The organism is Curvibacter delicatus NBRC 14919 (genome assembly GCF_001592265.1).
Classification (GTDB): domain Bacteria; phylum Pseudomonadota; class Gammaproteobacteria; order Burkholderiales; family Burkholderiaceae_C; genus Hylemonella; species Hylemonella delicata.
This window is the reverse complement of record NZ_BCWP01000004.1, coordinates 63565-78844: the sequence shown is the minus strand read 5'-3', so window position 1 is coordinate 78844 and position 15280 is coordinate 63565. Positions and strand designations below refer to the sequence as shown.

The window sequence follows — 15280 nt, the reverse complement described above, 5'->3', positions numbered from 1 at the left end:
GGACTCAATCCTTCTGGTTGTCGGCCCGTTCGTCGAGCTGATCCAGCTTGTCCTTGACTTTGGCCCACTCCTCGGCGTCGGGCAGGGCCAGGCGGCTGCGGATGATGACCGGCCATTGCTTGGCCAGCCTGGCGTTGAGGTCGATGAAGGTTTGCTGGTCGGCCGGCACGTCTTCTTCCACGAAGATGGCGTCCACCGGGCATTCCGGAATGCACAAGGCGCAGTCGATGCAATCGTCCGGCTCAATCACCAGCATGTTCTTGCCGGCGCGAAAGGCGTCGACCGGGCAGACATCGACACAGTCGGTGTATTTGCAGCGGATGCAGGATTCGGTGACAACGTGTGTCATGGCCGTTTGCCCCTCACGAGGGTGGCTGGCGCAGCAGCGCGGTCGGGGCGCGGCCGGATCATCCACGGGACGAAACGCCAGAGGTACAGCGCCAGGGCCGAGATCCAGGCCAGTGCTGCACCTTGCAACAGCAAGGCGCTGAGTGTCGAGGGATGCAGTGCCGCCAGTCGCAGCCCAAACGCCACCAGCATCAGCACGTAACTCGTCGTCATGCTGCGGTCGACCGTCAACGGCCGTCCCAGGTGACCGAGCGCCGTGCGGGTGACCATGCCAATGATCAGCACGGAGAAGCCTCCCATGGCGATCACGTGCACATGGACGGCCGTGCGCAGGGGCAGGCCCGCTGCCTGGGCGGCCGCCACCAGCAGGCCGATGCCAAGACCGGCATAACCGGCGTACAAAATCCACAACAGCGGTTTGTGGCGGACGGCCCAGGGCTTCCATGTCAGCAGTTGCCACAAAGGCACGACACCGGCTGCCAACAAGGCCAGTGCCAGGGGCAGCTGCCATTGCAGCAGCACGAACAGCACGGCCAGCGCACCGGCGCCCAGCTGCACCAGACCGCTGCGTTCCTGCATCGGGATGCTGAGGCCGGGCACGGCCCGCATGGCGAAGAAGGGGATGACACGCCGGCTGACCAGGAGGGCGATCACGGCCATGCACAGCAAGCCGGCATTAAAGCGTTGCATCAGCAAGGTGTAGTCGCCGCCCAGAGCCGCCAGCAGGTACAACACGTCCGTGGCACCCAGGCCGAGCAGCAGGACGGGGACGGCATAGTTGCGGCGGTTGCGTGTGCCGTACACGGCGCGCGCCATGGTGGTGCAGGCCAGCAGGAAGAAGGCCGCTTCGGCGCCAAAACCGAGCCAGAACATGGCCGCTGTACCGGCCAGCAGGCCCACGCGGGCGGCCAGCCACAGCAGGCAGGCGGCCAGCAGGATGGGGCCTGGCATCGGGTTGACACCGGTCCAGTTGGCGCCTGCGGTCATCAGGAAGCCGACGGCAATGGTGGCCACGAAGCCCCACATCATCTCGTGGGCGTGCCAGGCCACACCCGCCAGCGGGCCTTGCAGCAGCTGGGGCCAGAAGATCCAGAGCGCAACCGCCACCAAGGCCCAGGCGGTGCCGGCCAGGTACAGCGGGCGAAAGCCCATTTCAAGAAACGCCTGTAGCGAAGGCGCGATGCGTTCAGGCGTTTCGGGTTCGTTGATCTGCAGCAGCTTATTCATGCAACAACTCCTCGATCTGGGCTGGTTCGTGCTGCCTGAGGTTGGCCATCTGGTAGCCGTACCACAGGCTTTGCGCAATGCGTTCGGCCAATGCGGAGGCCCGCTCACGCAAAGCCTGGTTCGGCAATTCGGCAACGGTCGTCTCAAAGAGCTGCAGCCAGTGCTGGAACAGCGCCGCCGTCAAGCCGGGCAAGGCAGCATGCACCGGCATGGGGGTACCGCGAAAGCGCCGCGTGCCACGCAAAGCGGAGGACCAGAAGTCGGTCAGTTTGACGAGGTGGGCATCCCAATCCTGCACATGTGTGTTGAAGATCGGGCCCAGCTGCGCATCGCGCCTTACCCGTGCGTAGAAGTGGTGCACCAGTGCAGCGAGCTCGTCTTCGCTGCACAGTTGTGGATCGGGCATGGGCGACTCCTGGCCGGAGCGGGGCCGGCTTTAAAGATTTAAATTAAATATATCTTATAAAAAACACTGCACCTTGACCAGCATGGGCCTGTCAATCACAGGGTCAAGCGGTGGCGGCGTCAGTGGGTCGCCAGTTGCTGGCTGGCCTTGTCCAGCCACAGCTGCAGGCTGTCCAGCAGGTCCTGCTGGCTGAAGGAGCAGCTTTCTTCTGCAAACAAGGCGCTTGACTCCAGTCGGTCGAGCAACTGGTGCAGGACGTCGGCGTAACGCGGCGGCAGGTTCAATTCCACGGTGTGGGCGCGGGCGGCCTGACTGAAATCGGCCGCCCGCAGTCGACCGCCGCGCAGGGCGTCGAGTTGCGATTGCAAGGCAGCCAGCGGGGCGGGCGTTGACATGGTGCGCTTCAGTCCAGTTTGGCGCCGGATTTCTGCACGGCGGCGGCCCAACGCGGCATTTCAGCCGCCAGGAACCTGGCGAAGTCGTCGGCGCCCAGAAAGGCCGGATCGGCGCCCTGCGTGATCATGCGATTGCGGATCTCGGGCAGTGCCAGCACCTGGCGGAAGGCCTCGCTCAGTTTGGCCACCACATCCTTCGGTGTGCCGGCCGGCGCAAGAAAACCGTAGAAGCCGACAACTTCGAAATCCTTGATGCCGGCTTCCATCACTGTCGGAATGTCGGGCAGGGCCGGGTTGCGTGTGCGACTGGTGACGGCCAGCGCGCGCACCTTGCCCTGCTTGTGGTAGTTGGCGGCCTGGGGAATGCTCTCAGCCATGAACTGGACCTGGCCCGCCATCAGGTCGGTGAACGCCGGGGCGCTGCCACGGTAGGGAATGTGCACCATGAACAGGCCGGTGGCATTCTTGAACATTTCGGGTACCAGGTGGCTGATGCTGCCATTGCCGGCCGAGCCGTAGTTGATCTGGCCGGGGCGCTCACGTGTGTAGGTGATGAACTCCTTCAGGCTGGTCACGGGCAGCTTGGGGTTGACCAGCAGCGCCAGCGGCTGCATGGCCGTGCGTGCCACCGGCGTGAAATCCTTCAGCGTGGCATAGGGCAACCGGCTGTAGAGCGCGGGGTTGATGACCATGACGCCGGTGTTGGCCAGCATCAGCGTGTGGCCGTCGGGTGCTGCCTTCATGACTTCCTGGGCGCCCACAGTGCCGCCGGCACCGGCCTTGTAGTCGATCAGTACCGGCTGGCCGAGGATGGTTTGCAGCTTGTCGCTCAGCAGCCGGGCATGTTGGTCGAGTGGGCCGCCGGCCGGAAAGCCGACCACGATGCGCACCGGCTTGGCGGGAAAGGTCTGCGCCGTGACACCCAGAGCCAGTGTCAACGCGGCAAACAGGGCGGCGAATTGTTTCAGCATGGTCAGTGTCCGAGGATCTTGGAAAGGAAATCGCGGCTGCGCTCGCTCTGCGGGTGGTTGAAGAATTCGTGCGGCGTATTCTGCTCGACGATCTGGCCCTGGTCCATGAAGATCACGCGGTCCGCCACAGCGCGGGCAAAACCCATCTCGTGCGTGACGCACAGCATGGTGATGTCCTGGGCCGCCAACTCGCTCATGACGTCGAGCACTTCCTTGATCATCTCCGGATCTAGCGCCGAGGTCGGCTCGTCGAACAGCATGATCTGCGGTCTCATGCACAGCGCGCGCGCAATCGCCACGCGCTGCTGCTGGCCGCCGGAGAGCTGCAACGGGTACTTGTGGGCTTGTTCGGCGATCTTGACGCGCGCGAGCTGCTCCATGGCGCGTTCTTCGGCCTCGCGCCTGGACAGCTGGTTGACCTGAATCGGCGCCAGCGTCAAGTTCTCCAGCACACTCAGGTGCGGAAACAGGTTGAACTGCTGGAACACCATGCCGACCTGCCGACGCACCGTGTCGATCACTTTCACATCGTCGCCGAATTCCAGCCCGTTGACGAGGAGTCGGCCTTGCTGATGTTCTTCCAGCCGGTTGATGCAGCGGATCAGGGTGGATTTGCCCGAGCCGGACGGGCCGCAGATCACGATGCGCTCGCCTTTGACCACCGACAGGTCGATGTCGCGCAGCACGTGGAAGTCATCGCCGTACCACTTGTTGACTTGTTCAAAAACGATGATGGGGTCGGACATGGAGCTTCAGCGGACCTGGCCGCGGTTGAGTTGCTGTTCCACCCACAGGCTGTAGCGTGACATGGCCAGGCAGAAGACAAAGTAGATCAGTGCGACAAACAGGTAGCCTTCGAGCTTGAAGGGGCGCCAGTCGGCATCGGAATTGAGCGCCAGGCTCAAGGCACCGGTCAGCTCATACAGGCTGACGATGGTCACAAGAGACGTGTCCTTGAAGATGGCGATGAAGTTGTTCATCAGCCCCGGCAGCACCGCGGCCAGCGCCTGCGGCAGTACCACGCGTCGCTGGGTCTGCCACCATGACAGGCCCAGCGCTGCAGCGGCCTCCAGCTGTCCGCGCGGGACGGCTTGCAGGCCACCGCGGATGACCTCGGCCATGTAGGCGGCAGCGAACAGCGTGATGCCCACCAGCACACGCAACAGCACATTGATCGAGAGACCTTGCGGCATGAACAGCGGAAACAGGAACGACGCCATGAACAGCACGGAGATCAGTGGCACGCCCCGCACCAGCTCGACGTAGACGGTGCAGACGGCGCGGATGGCCGGCAGTTCGGAACGTCGGCCCAAGGCCACGAGCAGGGCGAGCGGGAAAGCCAGGGCGATCGAAAGCGAAGACAGCAGGATGGTCAGTGGCAGGCCTCCCCACTGGTCGGTGTCGACCGGGCTCAGGCCGAGAGCCCGGCCGTGCATCAGCAAAAAGAAGACGGCAAGCACACCCAGCCACAGCAGCACCAGCCAGCGCCGCCAGAATTGCCGGATGCAGCTGATCACCAGCAGCGCCATCATCAGCCCGGTGGCCAGCAGCGGACGCCATTGCTCGTCGAACGGGTAGCGGCCCATCAGGATGATGCGGTATTTCTCCGCCACCACGCCCCAGCAGGCACCTGCCCGGTCGGCCAGGCAGGCGTCGGCGTTGGGACGCCAGCTGGCGCGCAGCACGGCCCAGTCCAACAACTGGGGGAGCCAGTACAGCAACGCGGCGCCAATCAGCAGCGAGGTGAGTGCCGTGCCCCGGTCGCAGAACAGGCGGCTGCGCAGCCAAGTCCATGGGCCAGCTGGGCGCGCAGGGGCTGGGCGGGGCGGGATGGGGTGGAAGTGCTGCGGCGTCATCGTGTCAGCGTTCCTTGAGCGCCACGCGGGCGTTGTAGACGTTCATCAGCAGCGAGGTGGCCAACGAGAGGCAAAGGTAGATCGCCATCACGATCAGCAGGCATTCCACCGCGCGGCCGGTCTGGTTGATGGCAGTGTTGGCGATCGAGACCACATCCGGGTAGCCGATGGCCACTGCCAGCGAGGAGTTCTTGCTCAGGTTCAGGTACTGGTTGGTCAGCGGCGGGATGATGACGCGCAGTGCCTGCGGCAGCACCACACGCCGCATGGCCTGATGTTGGTTGAGACCCAGCGCGGCGGCGGCTTCGCTCTGGCCGCGCGGCACGGCGGTTATGCCGGCGCGCACCACCTCGGCGATGAAGGCGGCGGTGTACAGGCTCAGGCCCAGCGTCAGCGCCAGGAATTCGGGGCTGAGGGTGAACAAGGGCTCGGCATCCGTCGTGGCTTGCCAGACCAGCCCGCTTTTGCTGAGCGTCAGCACACCCAGTCGGCCCGGGGCATCGAACGCGGGCAGTGCTTCAGCCAGCAGCAGGTACCACATCAGCAACTGCAGCAGCAGCGGAATGTTGCGGAACAGTTCGACATAGCTGGCACACAGGCCACGCAGCAACGCACTGCGGGAGAGACGGCCAATACCCAGCGCAGTGCCCAGCACCGTGGCCAGTACGCTGCCGACCAGGGCCGTGCGCAGGGTGTTGCCCAGGCCGGTGAGGAACGCGAGCCAGTAGGCCTGCGAGGCCTCGAAGCCGAACAGGCCCTCGCCGATCTCGAAGCCAGCAGGCTGCAGCAGGAAATCGAAGCCGCTCTGGATGCCGCGCTGCGCCATGTTACGCGCGATGTTGCCGGCCAGGAACCAGAGCAGCAGCGCCAGCAAGGCCAGCAGCAGCACCTGCCAGGCCAGGCCGCGCACGGCCTGGCTGCGCCAACTCCAGCGTTTCCGGGACGGAGACGGCAAGGCGGCCATCAGCGAATAGGCGGCGCGTACATCAGGCCGCCCTTGCTCCACAGGTTGTTGGCGCCACGCGGCAGCTTGAGGGGCGAGCCGGTGCCGACATTGCGCTCGAAGATTTCACCGTAATTGCCGGTGGCACGGATGGCGCGGGCCAGCCACTCGCGATCGAGGCCGAGCAGCTTGCCCATGTCCTCGCCACTGCCGACGATACGCTGTACCGCCGGGTCGGTGCTGGTCTTCAGCTTGTCGACATTGGCCTGGGTGACGCCGTACTCCTCAGCCTCCAACAGGCCGTAGACCACCCATTTGACGATGGCAAACCACTCATCATCGCCGCGGCGCACCATCGGGCCGAGCGGTTCCTTGGAGATCAGTTCGGGCAGGATCACATGGTCGGCCGGGTTCTTGGCTTCCTTGGCACGGATGGAGGCCAGACCCGAGGCGTCGGTGCTGTAGGCCTGGCAGCGGCCTGCCAGGTAAGCGCCGTTGGCGGCCTCCAGCTTGTCGAACACGACCGGCTTGAGCTTGAGGTCGTTGCTGCGCGAGTAGTCGGTCATGTTCTTTTCGGTGGTGGTGCCGGCCTGCACGCACACGGTGAAACCCTTGAGCTGCTTGGCGCTGCGGATCTTGCTCTTGGCCGGCACCATGAAGGCCTGGCCGTCGTAGTAGGTCACGGCGGTCGTGTGCAAGCCGAGCGAGGCGTCGCGTGTCAGCGTGAAGGTGGTGTTGCGCGACAACAGGTCGATCTCGCCCGACTGCAGGGCGGTGAAACGTTGTTGCGCATTGAGGGCGACGTACTTGACCTTCTCGCTGTCGCCCAGCACGGCGGCGGCCGTGGCGCGGCAGATGTCGACATCCAGCCCGGTCCACTTGCCCTTGGAGTCGGTGGCGCTGAAGCCGGCCACGCCGGTGTTGACGCCGCAGACCAGCTGGCCGCGCGCCTTGATGCCGTCGAGTGTCTTGCCGGCATGGGCGGGCAGGCCCAACAGGGTGGCCGCTGCGGCCAGAGCCAGGGTGCTGAGCTGGATAAAGGGGCGTTTCATGCGCTGAGCTCCGTAAAAATCGATCGGTTGAGGGCGTCACATCGGCGACTGGCCTTGGGGGCTACCCCAATGCGATTGTGCCCTCGCGGCGCTAGGCTTGCGGCATTCGAGGAGTTTTTCTGCATGCGCGCCCATTACAAATTCTGGCCCCACCGTCTGCCCCATGCCATCACCCCGCCTGCCACCTCGTTGTGGGATAACCTGGCCGTCAGTGCCCGCCGCTATCCCGACAAGGCTGCACTGGTGTTCTTCGGCAGTGTACTGAGCTATGCCGATTTGCTGCAAAAAGCAGAGCGCCTGGCGTCGTACCTGCAAGGGTTGGGGGTCAAAAAGGGTGACCGTGTGGTGCTCAACATGCAGAACTGCCCGCAACTGGTGATCGCCCACTTCGCCATCCTGCGCGCCAATGCCGTGGTGGTGCCGGTCAACCCGATGAATCGGGCCGAGGAGCTGAAACACTACATCACCGACCCGGACGCCAAGGTGGCCCTCACCACCGCCGATCTTGCGCCTGAACTGGCCCGCGCCAGTGACGCCTTGCCGGTCGGTCAGGGGCTGGCCCATCTGGTCGTGACCCAGTTCACCGATGCTTTCGACGCCGAGGTCAGCGGCGAGGAAGCGCCACCGGCAATCTGGCGGGACTGGCTGCTGACGCAGCACGCGCTCCCGATTCTGCAGGGTGGCCAAGTCCATGGCTGGGAGCAGGCCCTGGCCTCTTGCCTGCCCTTGCCCGAGTTGCAGGTCGGACCGGCCGACCTGGCCCTGCTGCCCTACACCAGTGGCACCACCGGCCTGCCCAAGGGCTGCATGCACACGCATGCCAGCATCATGCACAACGCGGTGGCCAGTGGCTTGTGGGGCAATGGCACGGCGGAGAACGTGACGCTGGCGGTGGTGCCGATGTTCCACATCACCGGCATGGTCAGCCTGATGCATGCCAGCATCTACATCGGCGCCACCTTGATCGTCATGCCGCGGTGGGACCGTGACCTGGCAGGGCGCCTGATCTCGCGCCGTCGTGTGACGCACTGGACCAACATCCCGACCATGATGATCGACCTGCTGGGCAGTCCCCATTTTGAGCAATACGACCTGTCCAGCCTGGTCTACATCGGCGGCGGTGGTGCGGCCATGCCGCAAGCGGTGGCGCAGCGTCTGCTGGACCAGTTCGGCTTGCGTTATGTCGAAGGCTATGGCCTGACCGAGACGGCCGCCCCCTCACATACCAACCCGCCTGATGCGCCCAAGCAGCAGTGCCTGGGCATTCCGTTCATGAGCACCGATTCGCGCGTGATCGACCCGGAAACGCTGGCCGAACTGCCGGTGGGCGAGGCGGGCGAGATCGTGACCCATGGGCCCGAGGTCTTCCAGGGTTACTGGAAGCGGCCGGAGGCCACCGCCGAAGCCTTCATCGAGATCGAGGGCAAGCGCTTTTTCCGCACCGGCGACCTGGGCCGGGTCGACGAAGACGGTTACTTCTTCATGACCGACCGCCTCAAGCGCATGATCAACGCCTCCGGCTTTAAGGTCTGGCCGGCCGAGGTGGAGGCGCTGATGTTCAAGCATCCGGCGATCCAGGAAGCCTGCGTCATCTCCACCAAGGACAGCTACCGTGGCGAATCGGTCAAGGCGGTGGTGGTGCTGCGCTCTTCCCACAAAGGGCAGGTGAGCGAGCAGGCCATCATCGACTGGTGCCGCGACAACATGGCGGTCTACAAGGTGCCGCGTGTGGTGCAGTTCGTCGACGCCCTGCCCAAGAGCGGCAGCGGCAAGGTGATGTGGCGGGCGCTGCAGGAGGCTGAGGCACAAACTGGCCCATAATTTCGCGCATGACACCGTCTGCGCCTCAGGATCAGACCGGCTGGCCCCAGAGGGGCTGGCGGCTTCGTCTGTACAACATCATCTTCGAATCCGATACCCGGGCCGGCCGGCAGTTTGACTTCTGGCTGATCGCCATCATCCTGCTCAGTGTGCTGGTGGTCGTGCTCGACAGCCTGCCTGGCCTGCCGGCGCACTACCAGTCGCTGTTTGACCGGTTGGAGTGGCTGTTCACGGCCCTGTTCACGCTCGAGTACCTGGCTCGTCTGGCCTGCGTGCGTCACCCCTGGCGTTATGCCACCAGCTTCTACGGCATCATCGACCTGCTGGCCCTGCTGCCGACCTACCTGGCCCTGCTGGTGCCGGAAATCCATGTCCTGATCGATGTGCGCGTGCTGCGCCTGCTGCGTGTGTTCCGCATCTTCAAGCTCACCGCCTATTTCTCCGAATACCAGGCGCTGGGACAGGCACTGAGCGCCAGCCGGCGCAAGATCCTGGTCTTCATTTCGGTGGTGCTGATGATCGTGCTGGTCATGGGCACCGTCATGTACGTGGTGGAAGGGCCGGTCAATGGCTTCACCAGCATTCCGACGGCCGTGTACTGGGCCATCACCACCATGACCACGGTCGGCTTCGGCGACATCACCCCCAAGACCGAACTGGGCCGCCTGATCTCCTCGGCCATGATGCTGCTGGGTTGGGGCACGTTGGCCGTGCCGACCGGTATCGTGACGGCCGAGATGACAGCACAGCGCATGACGCGGGGGCCGATGACACGCACCTGTCCGGAATGCCTGAGCGAAGGCCTCGCGTTGGAGGCGCGTTATTGCCAGCATTGCGGCGCCAGCCTGACCGCCGTTTCACCCGGCACCGACGCGCAGCATTGAGCTTGCCGCGGCGGGCAGGCTACCAGGTACTTACCAAGGCTGGTTCCTTGCGCGGGGTGTCATCGGTCGAGCAGCTGTCGCCGCAGCCGTGGATCATGTCGGCCGGCAGCGCCTGCGGCGCCGATACGATGCCGGTCAGCGGGTCGTAGCCGACGCGACGCAGATGCAGCGCCAGCGCCGCGTCCATGCTCTGCGCATGCTGCGGAAACCAGATGCCCAATTCGCTGGCCATCTGCCGCACGGTTGCCAAGTCGCCGGTCTGGCCGCGCGTGAGGCCTTCGCGCATCACCTTCAACACCACCTCATGCTGCATGCTGTGGCAGTTGGAGGACGCGAAGCGCGTGTTCTTCATCCACTCGTCCTCACGGCCGAAATGGTCGTCGGTATGGGCGATCAGTGTCTGCCAGGCATCGAGCAGGGTGGCGTCGTCGGACGCCTCGACGCGGGCCAGCAGCTCGACGAATTCGCGGTGGGTGTCGTCCATCAGGGGCAAGTCCAGCGCCAGGGCGTCGGACCATTGCAGGGAAGGCATGTCAAAACTCCGGAGTTGAGCCGGCAGGGTAAGTGCAGTGCCTTCGGTCAGGCTTGACGCAGGTCAGGAAACCGGCGGTAAATCCCACGTACTCACGGCGGCGAAAGACCCATGGCCACGGCACGCGGTAAGCTTGAGGCCGTCATGAGCCATTCCCTGTTTTCGCCGCCCGCTGTTTCTCCCGCTGAACTCGATGCCACCTTGCGCCGGCGCGGTTATGCCGTGCTGGATGCTGCGGGTGTCAGTGCCGCCAGCGGCTGTGCGCCTGACGTGCTCAAAGCCCTGCTGCCGTTCTGGGACGATCTGCCGCCCGATGCCTTCCTCAAGGATGGTGGCCGCTACCGGCGCCGGCGCCATTCCTGTTTCGTGGTCGATGGTGAGCGCGTGACCCAGTCACCGCACCGGGCCCACTGGCAACCGTTGGAATACAACGCCCTGCATGGCGGCATGCAGCGTCTGTTCGCGCCCATGCAGCCGGCGCTGGTGGAGCAAGCGGCCTGGCCGCGCCTGCTGCGCTGGCTGGGGGCTGTGTGCTCGGGCCTGAAGGGGGCGCAGCCCTGGTATGTGGAAGCGCATCCTTTTCGCATCGACACCACCGACGGCATCGGCCGCCCCACGCCCGAGGGGGCGCACCGCGACGGTGTCGATCTGGTGGCCGTGTTCCTGCTGGCGCGTCAGGACGTCAAGGGTGGAGAAACGCGCGTGTTCGAGGCCGACGGCCCCAATGGCCAGCGTTTCACCCTGAGCGAGCCCTGGTCCCTGCTGCTGCTCGACGATACGCGTGTGATCCATGAAACCACGCCGATCCAGCCGCTGGGCACGGCAGGCCACCGTGATACGCTGGTGGTGACGCTGCGCGCTGGCGGTTTCCAGGGCGACGACGAAAAACGGATCTGATGGAATCCCGGGAAGGACAACCGAGGCAGCGCCGATGCCCAGTTAACCAAAGAGAGGTGACCCCATGTTCAAGCACATTCTGATTCCGGTGGATGGTTCCGAGACGGCACAAAAAGCCGTGGAGAAGGCGGCCGGTCTGGCCAAGGCTTTTGGCAGTGCCGCGACCGTGATCTACGTGATCGATCCCTATCCCTTCACCGGGCTGGGCAGCGATTTCGCCTACGGGCAGGCCGAGTACCTGAGTGCGGCCACGGCCGAAGCCGAGCAGGCGATTCAGGCGGCAAAGCAGCTTCTGGAACAGTCAGGTGTCGTGCCGCAGACCCGGGTGGTCGAAGAGCATGCGGCCTGGCGCGGCATTCTGGAGGCAGCCAAGACAACGGGCGCCGATCTGATTGTCATGGGCTCGCACGGCCGCCATGGCATCGAGAAGATCGTGCTGGGCAGCGTGGCGCAACGTGTGCTGTCCCATTCGCACCTGCCGGTGTTCGTGGTGCGTGACTGATCAGCCTTGGCGGCGGGCCTGCATCTGCCGGCCCATGGCCACCAGACCGGTGGCGTCCATCCGCGAGCGAGCCTGCGGAAAGACCAGGCCTTCTTCGGTTTTGAGATGGTCGGCATAAAGCGCAGAAAAGCTCGTCGCGTCCGCTTGTGTGGAGGCCGTCAACGTCGCCGGTGCCTCGGCATCACGCCAGTTCAGCAGCACAAGGCGCAGCCGAAGCCAGAGGTGCCCCATGGCGACGTGATCCTGCTGAAGGGACTGAACGGCTTCGCGCACGGCCGCATCCCCTTGTTCCAGCAGCAGCGGAAAGACGTGCGTTTCCTCATCCAGGTGGTGCAAAGGCGCCGCCAGATCGAAATAGCGCAGCACGTCAGCCGCAGCGGAACGGCTTTGCGCATCGTGCCCGTGGTCTGCAACGTACGCCATCAGTTTGCCCAGCAGCGCCAGGCTGCGCCGCACCCGGTCATGACAGGCTTCGAGCATCTCGAACGGTTGCTCGAAGCCGACGGCGGGTGAGTTGAAGCCAGGGAGTGCGCTGCTGGGGTTCATCAACCACACTGTCCCACAAAACCGCAGGCGGTGCAGAAATCGCAACCGTCCTTTTTGATCACCGTGGGATTGCCACATTCAGGGCAAGGACGGCCGGCCAGTGCGGCGGTTTCCTCGTCGGCGCCCGGGGCTTCGAGCACCCCCATTTCACGCAGCGGGAAACCCTCTTCGTCGAGCACGCCCAGCATGGCGTAGCGGTGGATGATCAGGCGCGCCATGTAGGCCACGGTAGAGGGCCAGATCTGCTGGCGTCGCTCACCGTGTGGCAGACCGGGCACAAAGGCCATGAAGTGGCCCAGCGGTTCCGCGTAGTTGAGCAGCTTGCGCAGCTTCATGCCGATCCAGGCCGGGTCGATCACGCGCATGTCGAGCGAAAGCAGACGCGCCAGACCATCGAGTGCGCGCGGGTAGTTGCCCGACAGGCCGACCGCACAGGGCCGGTTCACCGGGTTGCCGTCGGGGCCAGGCAGGCTGACCTCTTTCAGGGTGAGCGTGAAGGCTTCGCCGGTGGCCGGGTTGTCGATGTCCACGGCCCAGGCCAGCGTCCCGGAAGGACCGGTGATGGGCTCATCCCGGCTGAACATGGCGTCGATCACCGGCGTGGCCAAGGGGTGTACGCGCTCACGCCACACCCCCAGCTGTTCACAGCGCCAGCGGATTACCGCCGCCGTCGCAGCCACAACGCCGGGGAACAGACGGCGCTCACCGTGCGGGGGGAAGGGCATTTCAAACGAGCGCTCCTCGGCCACCGTGGCCAGGGCGTCAAGCTTCAGGCGCAGCCAGGCCGGGTCGTTGGCACGCAGGTCCATGGACAGCGTCTTGGCCAGCGCACCCAGGCCGCGCGGCTGCTCGGTGCCGTTGACCCAGACCTCGAAAGGTTGAGTCGGCGCACCTTGCTCGGCCGCCAATTCGCCGACGAACAGTGCGAACTCGCCGAAGGGGTGGTGCACCATGAAGCTCCAGGCCGGGTTGCCGCCGGGCAACTCGGGCCGGCCTGGCCAGCGCAATGAAGACAGAACCGGTGCCGGCAGGCGCTCCAGGGCCAGACGCTGGTTGGCATCATCGATCTGCAGTGGGGCGGCCGTGGGCGTGACGCTGAGCACCGAACCCAGCACCGCGTTGGGACGGTAGGTGGCCAGGCCCTTGAGGCCCGCCTTCCAGGCCTGCAGGTAAAGATCCTGGAAGTCGGCATAGGGGTAGTCGGCCGGCACATTGACGGTCTTGGAGATGGCGGTGTCGATGCACGGCGCCACAGCCGCAACCATGGCGGCATGGTCCTGCGCGCTCATCTCCAACGCGGTCACGAAGGCGGGGGTGAGCGGTGTGTTTTCGCCCTTGAGGTGGCGATACAGGCGCCAGGCATGGTCTTCCACCGCGTATTCCTTCAGGCTGCCGTCCGGCATGCGCTTCTTGCGCGTGTAGTGCCAGCTGAAGGCTGGTTCAATGCCATTGCTGGCGTTGTCGGCGAAGGCCAGGCTGATGGTGCCGGTGGGCGCGATGGACAGCAGGTGCGAGTTGCGCAGGCCATGCTTGCGGATCTTCTCCTTCAGCGCCGCCGGCAGCCGCGAGGCAAAGCGCGGACTGCTCAGGTACATGTCGGCGTTGAAGAGCGGGAAGGCACCGCGTTCGCGGGCCAGTTCGTTGGAAGCCTCGTAGGCCGCATCCCGCATGGCTTCGGAGATCTTGCGGGCCATGTCGCGCGCGGGCTGGGTGTCGTAGCGCAGGCCCAGCATGACCAGTGCATCGCCCAGCCCCGTGAAGCCCAGACCGACGCGGCGCTTGTTGCGCATCTCCTGCTGCTGTTGCGGCAGCGGCCAGACCGTCACGTCTAGCACGTTGTCGAGCATGCGGGTGGCGATGCGGCAGAGTTCGGAGAAGCCGGCAAAGTCGAAATGGGTCTTGTCGTTGAAGGGCTCACGCACGAAGCGCGTCAGGTCGATCGACCCCAGGCAGCAGCAACCATAAGGTGGCAAGGGCTGTTCGGCGCAGGGGTTGGTGCTGGTTATGGCCTCGCAGTACGAGAGGTTGTTGTCGCGGTTGATGGTGTCGATGAACAGCACGCCGGGTTCGGCGTGGTCATAGGTGGAACGCATCACCTGTTCCCACAGGTCGCGCGCGCGCACCTTGCGGTAGACCCACAGGCCACGTTCACTGGCGTAATAGGCCCCGGCGTCTTTCTGGGCCATACCGGCTTCCGCGCGGTGGACCAGCTCAAACTCGGTGTCGTTTTCCACCGCCTGCATGAAGGCGTCGGTTACACCAACCGAAATGTTGAAGTTCCGCAGGTCACCGCCATCCTTGGCATGGATGAATTCCTCGATATCCGGGTGGTCGCAGCGCAGCACGCCCATCTGCGCGCCGCGCCGGCTGCCGGCCGACTCCACGGTTTCGCAGGAGCGGTCGTACACGCGCATGTAGCTGACCGGGCCGGAGGCGCTGCTTTGCGTGCTGCCCACCCAGGCACCGCGCGGCCGGATGCGGGAGAAGTCGTAACCCACGCCACCGCCGCGGCGCATGGTCTCGGCCGCTTCCATTAACGCCACGTAGATGCCAGGGTGGCCTTCGTCATCGTGCGCGATCGAGTCCCCCACCGGCTGCACAAAGCAGTTGATCAGCGTGGCCGTCAGGTCCGTGCCGGCTGCGGACTGGATGCGTCCGGCCGGCAAGAAACCCTGCTGCAGGGCATGCAGGAACCGGCCCTCCCAGTGTGTGCGTTGCTCCGGTGCCTCAATCTGGGCCAGCGCATGCGCCACGCGCTGGTTGACCTGCAGGATGCTGTGTTCATCGCCTTTGGCGTACTTTTCCAGCAGCACTTCTTCGCTGATGGACTGGGGGGCAAGGGTCTGGGTGCTGACTTGCGGGCTCTGCGTGGTGTCGGTCATGAATCATTACTCCTCATC

16 protein-coding genes are annotated in these 15280 nt (G+C 64.9%); 4 read left to right on the top strand and 12 right to left on the bottom strand.

The genetic code is table 11. The features are described 5' to 3' along the window. Positions 1-4 precede the first annotated feature (4 nt). The 9 genes from fdxA to CDE01S_RS03255 all read right to left on the bottom strand — a co-directional run bounded on the left by fdxA (position 5) and on the right by CDE01S_RS03255 (position 7198). The gene (gene fdxA, locus CDE01S_RS03295) at positions 5-349 is read right to left on the bottom strand and encodes a ferredoxin FdxA (protein ID WP_066703679.1); all 345 of its coding nucleotides are present in this window, start codon (positions 347-349) and stop codon (positions 5-7) included. Next, on the bottom strand, positions 346-1575 hold the full coding sequence (locus tag CDE01S_RS03290; RefSeq protein ID WP_066703676.1) for an NnrS family protein: 1230 nt from the start codon (positions 1573-1575) through the stop codon (positions 346-348). The genes fdxA and CDE01S_RS03290 overlap by 4 nt, the downstream gene beginning before the upstream one ends. After that, positions 1568-1981: a group III truncated hemoglobin gene (locus CDE01S_RS03285; protein WP_066703674.1), complete on the bottom strand. Its 414-nt coding sequence runs from the start codon at positions 1979-1981 to the stop codon at positions 1568-1570. The genes CDE01S_RS03290 and CDE01S_RS03285 overlap by 8 nt, the downstream gene beginning before the upstream one ends. Before the next feature lie 119 nt (positions 1982-2100). Further along, a complete protein-coding gene (locus CDE01S_RS03280) occupies positions 2101-2376 on the bottom strand; it encodes a hypothetical protein (protein WP_066703671.1) in 276 nt (91 codons plus the stop codon). Between the two features lie 8 nt (positions 2377-2384). Next, positions 2385-3347, bottom strand: a complete 963-nt coding sequence (locus tag CDE01S_RS03275; protein WP_084382671.1) for a Bug family tripartite tricarboxylate transporter substrate binding protein — start codon at positions 3345-3347, stop codon at positions 2385-2387. A gap of 2 nt (positions 3348-3349) precedes the next feature. After that, a complete protein-coding gene (locus CDE01S_RS03270; RefSeq protein ID WP_066703668.1) occupies positions 3350-4093 on the bottom strand; it encodes an amino acid ABC transporter ATP-binding protein in 744 nt (247 codons plus the stop codon). Positions 4094-4099: 6 nt separating this feature from the next. After that, positions 4100-5203 (bottom strand): amino acid ABC transporter permease, encoded by a 1104-nt coding sequence (locus CDE01S_RS03265; protein ID WP_066703665.1) that lies wholly within the window; start codon positions 5201-5203, stop codon positions 4100-4102. 4 nt (positions 5204-5207) lie between these two features. Further along, positions 5208-6158, bottom strand: coding sequence for an amino acid ABC transporter permease (locus CDE01S_RS03260; protein ID WP_066703896.1), 951 nt, complete (start codon positions 6156-6158; stop codon positions 5208-5210). Between the two features lie 8 nt (positions 6159-6166). After that, complete coding sequence (locus tag CDE01S_RS03255; protein ID WP_066703662.1) at positions 6167-7198, bottom strand: amino acid ABC transporter substrate-binding protein; 1032 nt, start codon at positions 7196-7198, stop codon at positions 6167-6169. Between the two features lie 123 nt (positions 7199-7321). On the opposite strand from CDE01S_RS03255, the gene CDE01S_RS03250 reads away from it, so the two are divergent. Both CDE01S_RS03250 and CDE01S_RS03245 read left to right on the top strand, forming a co-directional pair. Continuing rightward, positions 7322-9019, top strand: a complete 1698-nt coding sequence (locus CDE01S_RS03250; RefSeq protein ID WP_066703660.1) for a long-chain fatty acid--CoA ligase — start codon at positions 7322-7324, stop codon at positions 9017-9019. A gap of 8 nt (positions 9020-9027) precedes the next feature. Further along, positions 9028-9903, top strand: coding sequence for an ion transporter (locus CDE01S_RS03245; RefSeq protein ID WP_066703657.1), 876 nt, complete (start codon positions 9028-9030; stop codon positions 9901-9903). 19 nt (positions 9904-9922) lie between these two features. Here the strand turns inward: CDE01S_RS03245 and CDE01S_RS03240 are convergent, their stop codons facing one another. Continuing rightward, entirely contained in the window at positions 9923-10435 is a 513-nt protein-coding gene (locus CDE01S_RS03240; RefSeq protein WP_066703654.1) for a hemerythrin domain-containing protein, read from the bottom strand. A gap of 144 nt (positions 10436-10579) precedes the next feature. Between CDE01S_RS03240 and CDE01S_RS03235 the strand changes: the two genes are divergently transcribed. Both CDE01S_RS03235 and CDE01S_RS03230 read left to right on the top strand, forming a co-directional pair. Further along, positions 10580-11332: a 2OG-Fe dioxygenase family protein gene (locus tag CDE01S_RS03235; RefSeq protein ID WP_066703652.1), complete on the top strand. Its 753-nt coding sequence runs from the start codon at positions 10580-10582 to the stop codon at positions 11330-11332. A gap of 64 nt (positions 11333-11396) precedes the next feature. After that, the gene (locus CDE01S_RS03230; protein WP_066703649.1) at positions 11397-11834 is read left to right on the top strand and encodes a universal stress protein; all 438 of its coding nucleotides are present in this window, start codon (positions 11397-11399) and stop codon (positions 11832-11834) included. Here the strand turns inward: CDE01S_RS03230 and CDE01S_RS03225 are convergent, their stop codons facing one another. Together CDE01S_RS03225 and CDE01S_RS03220 are read right to left on the bottom strand one after the other, a co-directional pair. Next, positions 11835-12380, bottom strand: coding sequence for a hemerythrin domain-containing protein (locus CDE01S_RS03225; protein ID WP_066703646.1), 546 nt, complete (start codon positions 12378-12380; stop codon positions 11835-11837). Continuing rightward, positions 12380-15262, bottom strand: a complete 2883-nt coding sequence (locus CDE01S_RS03220; protein ID WP_066703643.1) for an adenosylcobalamin-dependent ribonucleoside-diphosphate reductase — start codon at positions 15260-15262, stop codon at positions 12380-12382. Before CDE01S_RS03220 ends, CDE01S_RS03225 begins: the two co-directional genes overlap by 1 nt. Positions 15263-15280 lie beyond the last annotated feature (18 nt).

Bases quoted from the DNA above. Each gene is read 5' to 3' on its own strand.
- fdxA (WP_066703679.1), bottom strand. From the start codon at position 349: ATGACACACGTTGTCACCGAATCCTGCATCCGCTGCAAATACACCGAC.
- CDE01S_RS03290 (WP_066703676.1), bottom strand. From the start codon at position 1,575: ATGAATAAGCTGCTGCAGATCAACGAACCCGAAACGCCTGAACGCATC.
- CDE01S_RS03285 (WP_066703674.1), bottom strand. From the start codon at position 1,981: ATGCCCGATCCACAACTGTGCAGCGAAGACGAGCTCGCTGCACTGGTG.
- CDE01S_RS03280 (WP_066703671.1), bottom strand. From the start codon at position 2,376: ATGTCAACGCCCGCCCCGCTGGCTGCCTTGCAATCGCAACTCGACGCC.
- CDE01S_RS03275 (WP_084382671.1), bottom strand. From the start codon at position 3,347: ATGCTGAAACAATTCGCCGCCCTGTTTGCCGCGTTGACACTGGCTCTG.
- CDE01S_RS03270 (WP_066703668.1), bottom strand. From the start codon at position 4,093: ATGTCCGACCCCATCATCGTTTTTGAACAAGTCAACAAGTGGTACGGC.
- CDE01S_RS03265 (WP_066703665.1), bottom strand. From the start codon at position 5,203: ATGACGCCGCAGCACTTCCACCCCATCCCGCCCCGCCCAGCCCCTGCG.
- CDE01S_RS03255 (WP_066703662.1), bottom strand. From the start codon at position 7,198: ATGAAACGCCCCTTTATCCAGCTCAGCACCCTGGCTCTGGCCGCAGCG.
- CDE01S_RS03250 (WP_066703660.1), top strand. From the start codon at position 7,322: ATGCGCGCCCATTACAAATTCTGGCCCCACCGTCTGCCCCATGCCATC.
- CDE01S_RS03245 (WP_066703657.1), top strand. From the start codon at position 9,028: ATGACACCGTCTGCGCCTCAGGATCAGACCGGCTGGCCCCAGAGGGGC.
- CDE01S_RS03240 (WP_066703654.1), bottom strand. From the start codon at position 10,435: ATGCCTTCCCTGCAATGGTCCGACGCCCTGGCGCTGGACTTGCCCCTG.
- CDE01S_RS03235 (WP_066703652.1), top strand. From the start codon at position 10,580: ATGAGCCATTCCCTGTTTTCGCCGCCCGCTGTTTCTCCCGCTGAACTC.
- CDE01S_RS03230 (WP_066703649.1), top strand. From the start codon at position 11,397: ATGTTCAAGCACATTCTGATTCCGGTGGATGGTTCCGAGACGGCACAA.
- CDE01S_RS03225 (WP_066703646.1), bottom strand. From the start codon at position 12,380: ATGAACCCCAGCAGCGCACTCCCTGGCTTCAACTCACCCGCCGTCGGC.
- CDE01S_RS03220 (WP_066703643.1), bottom strand. From the start codon at position 15,262: ATGACCGACACCACGCAGAGCCCGCAAGTCAGCACCCAGACCCTTGCC.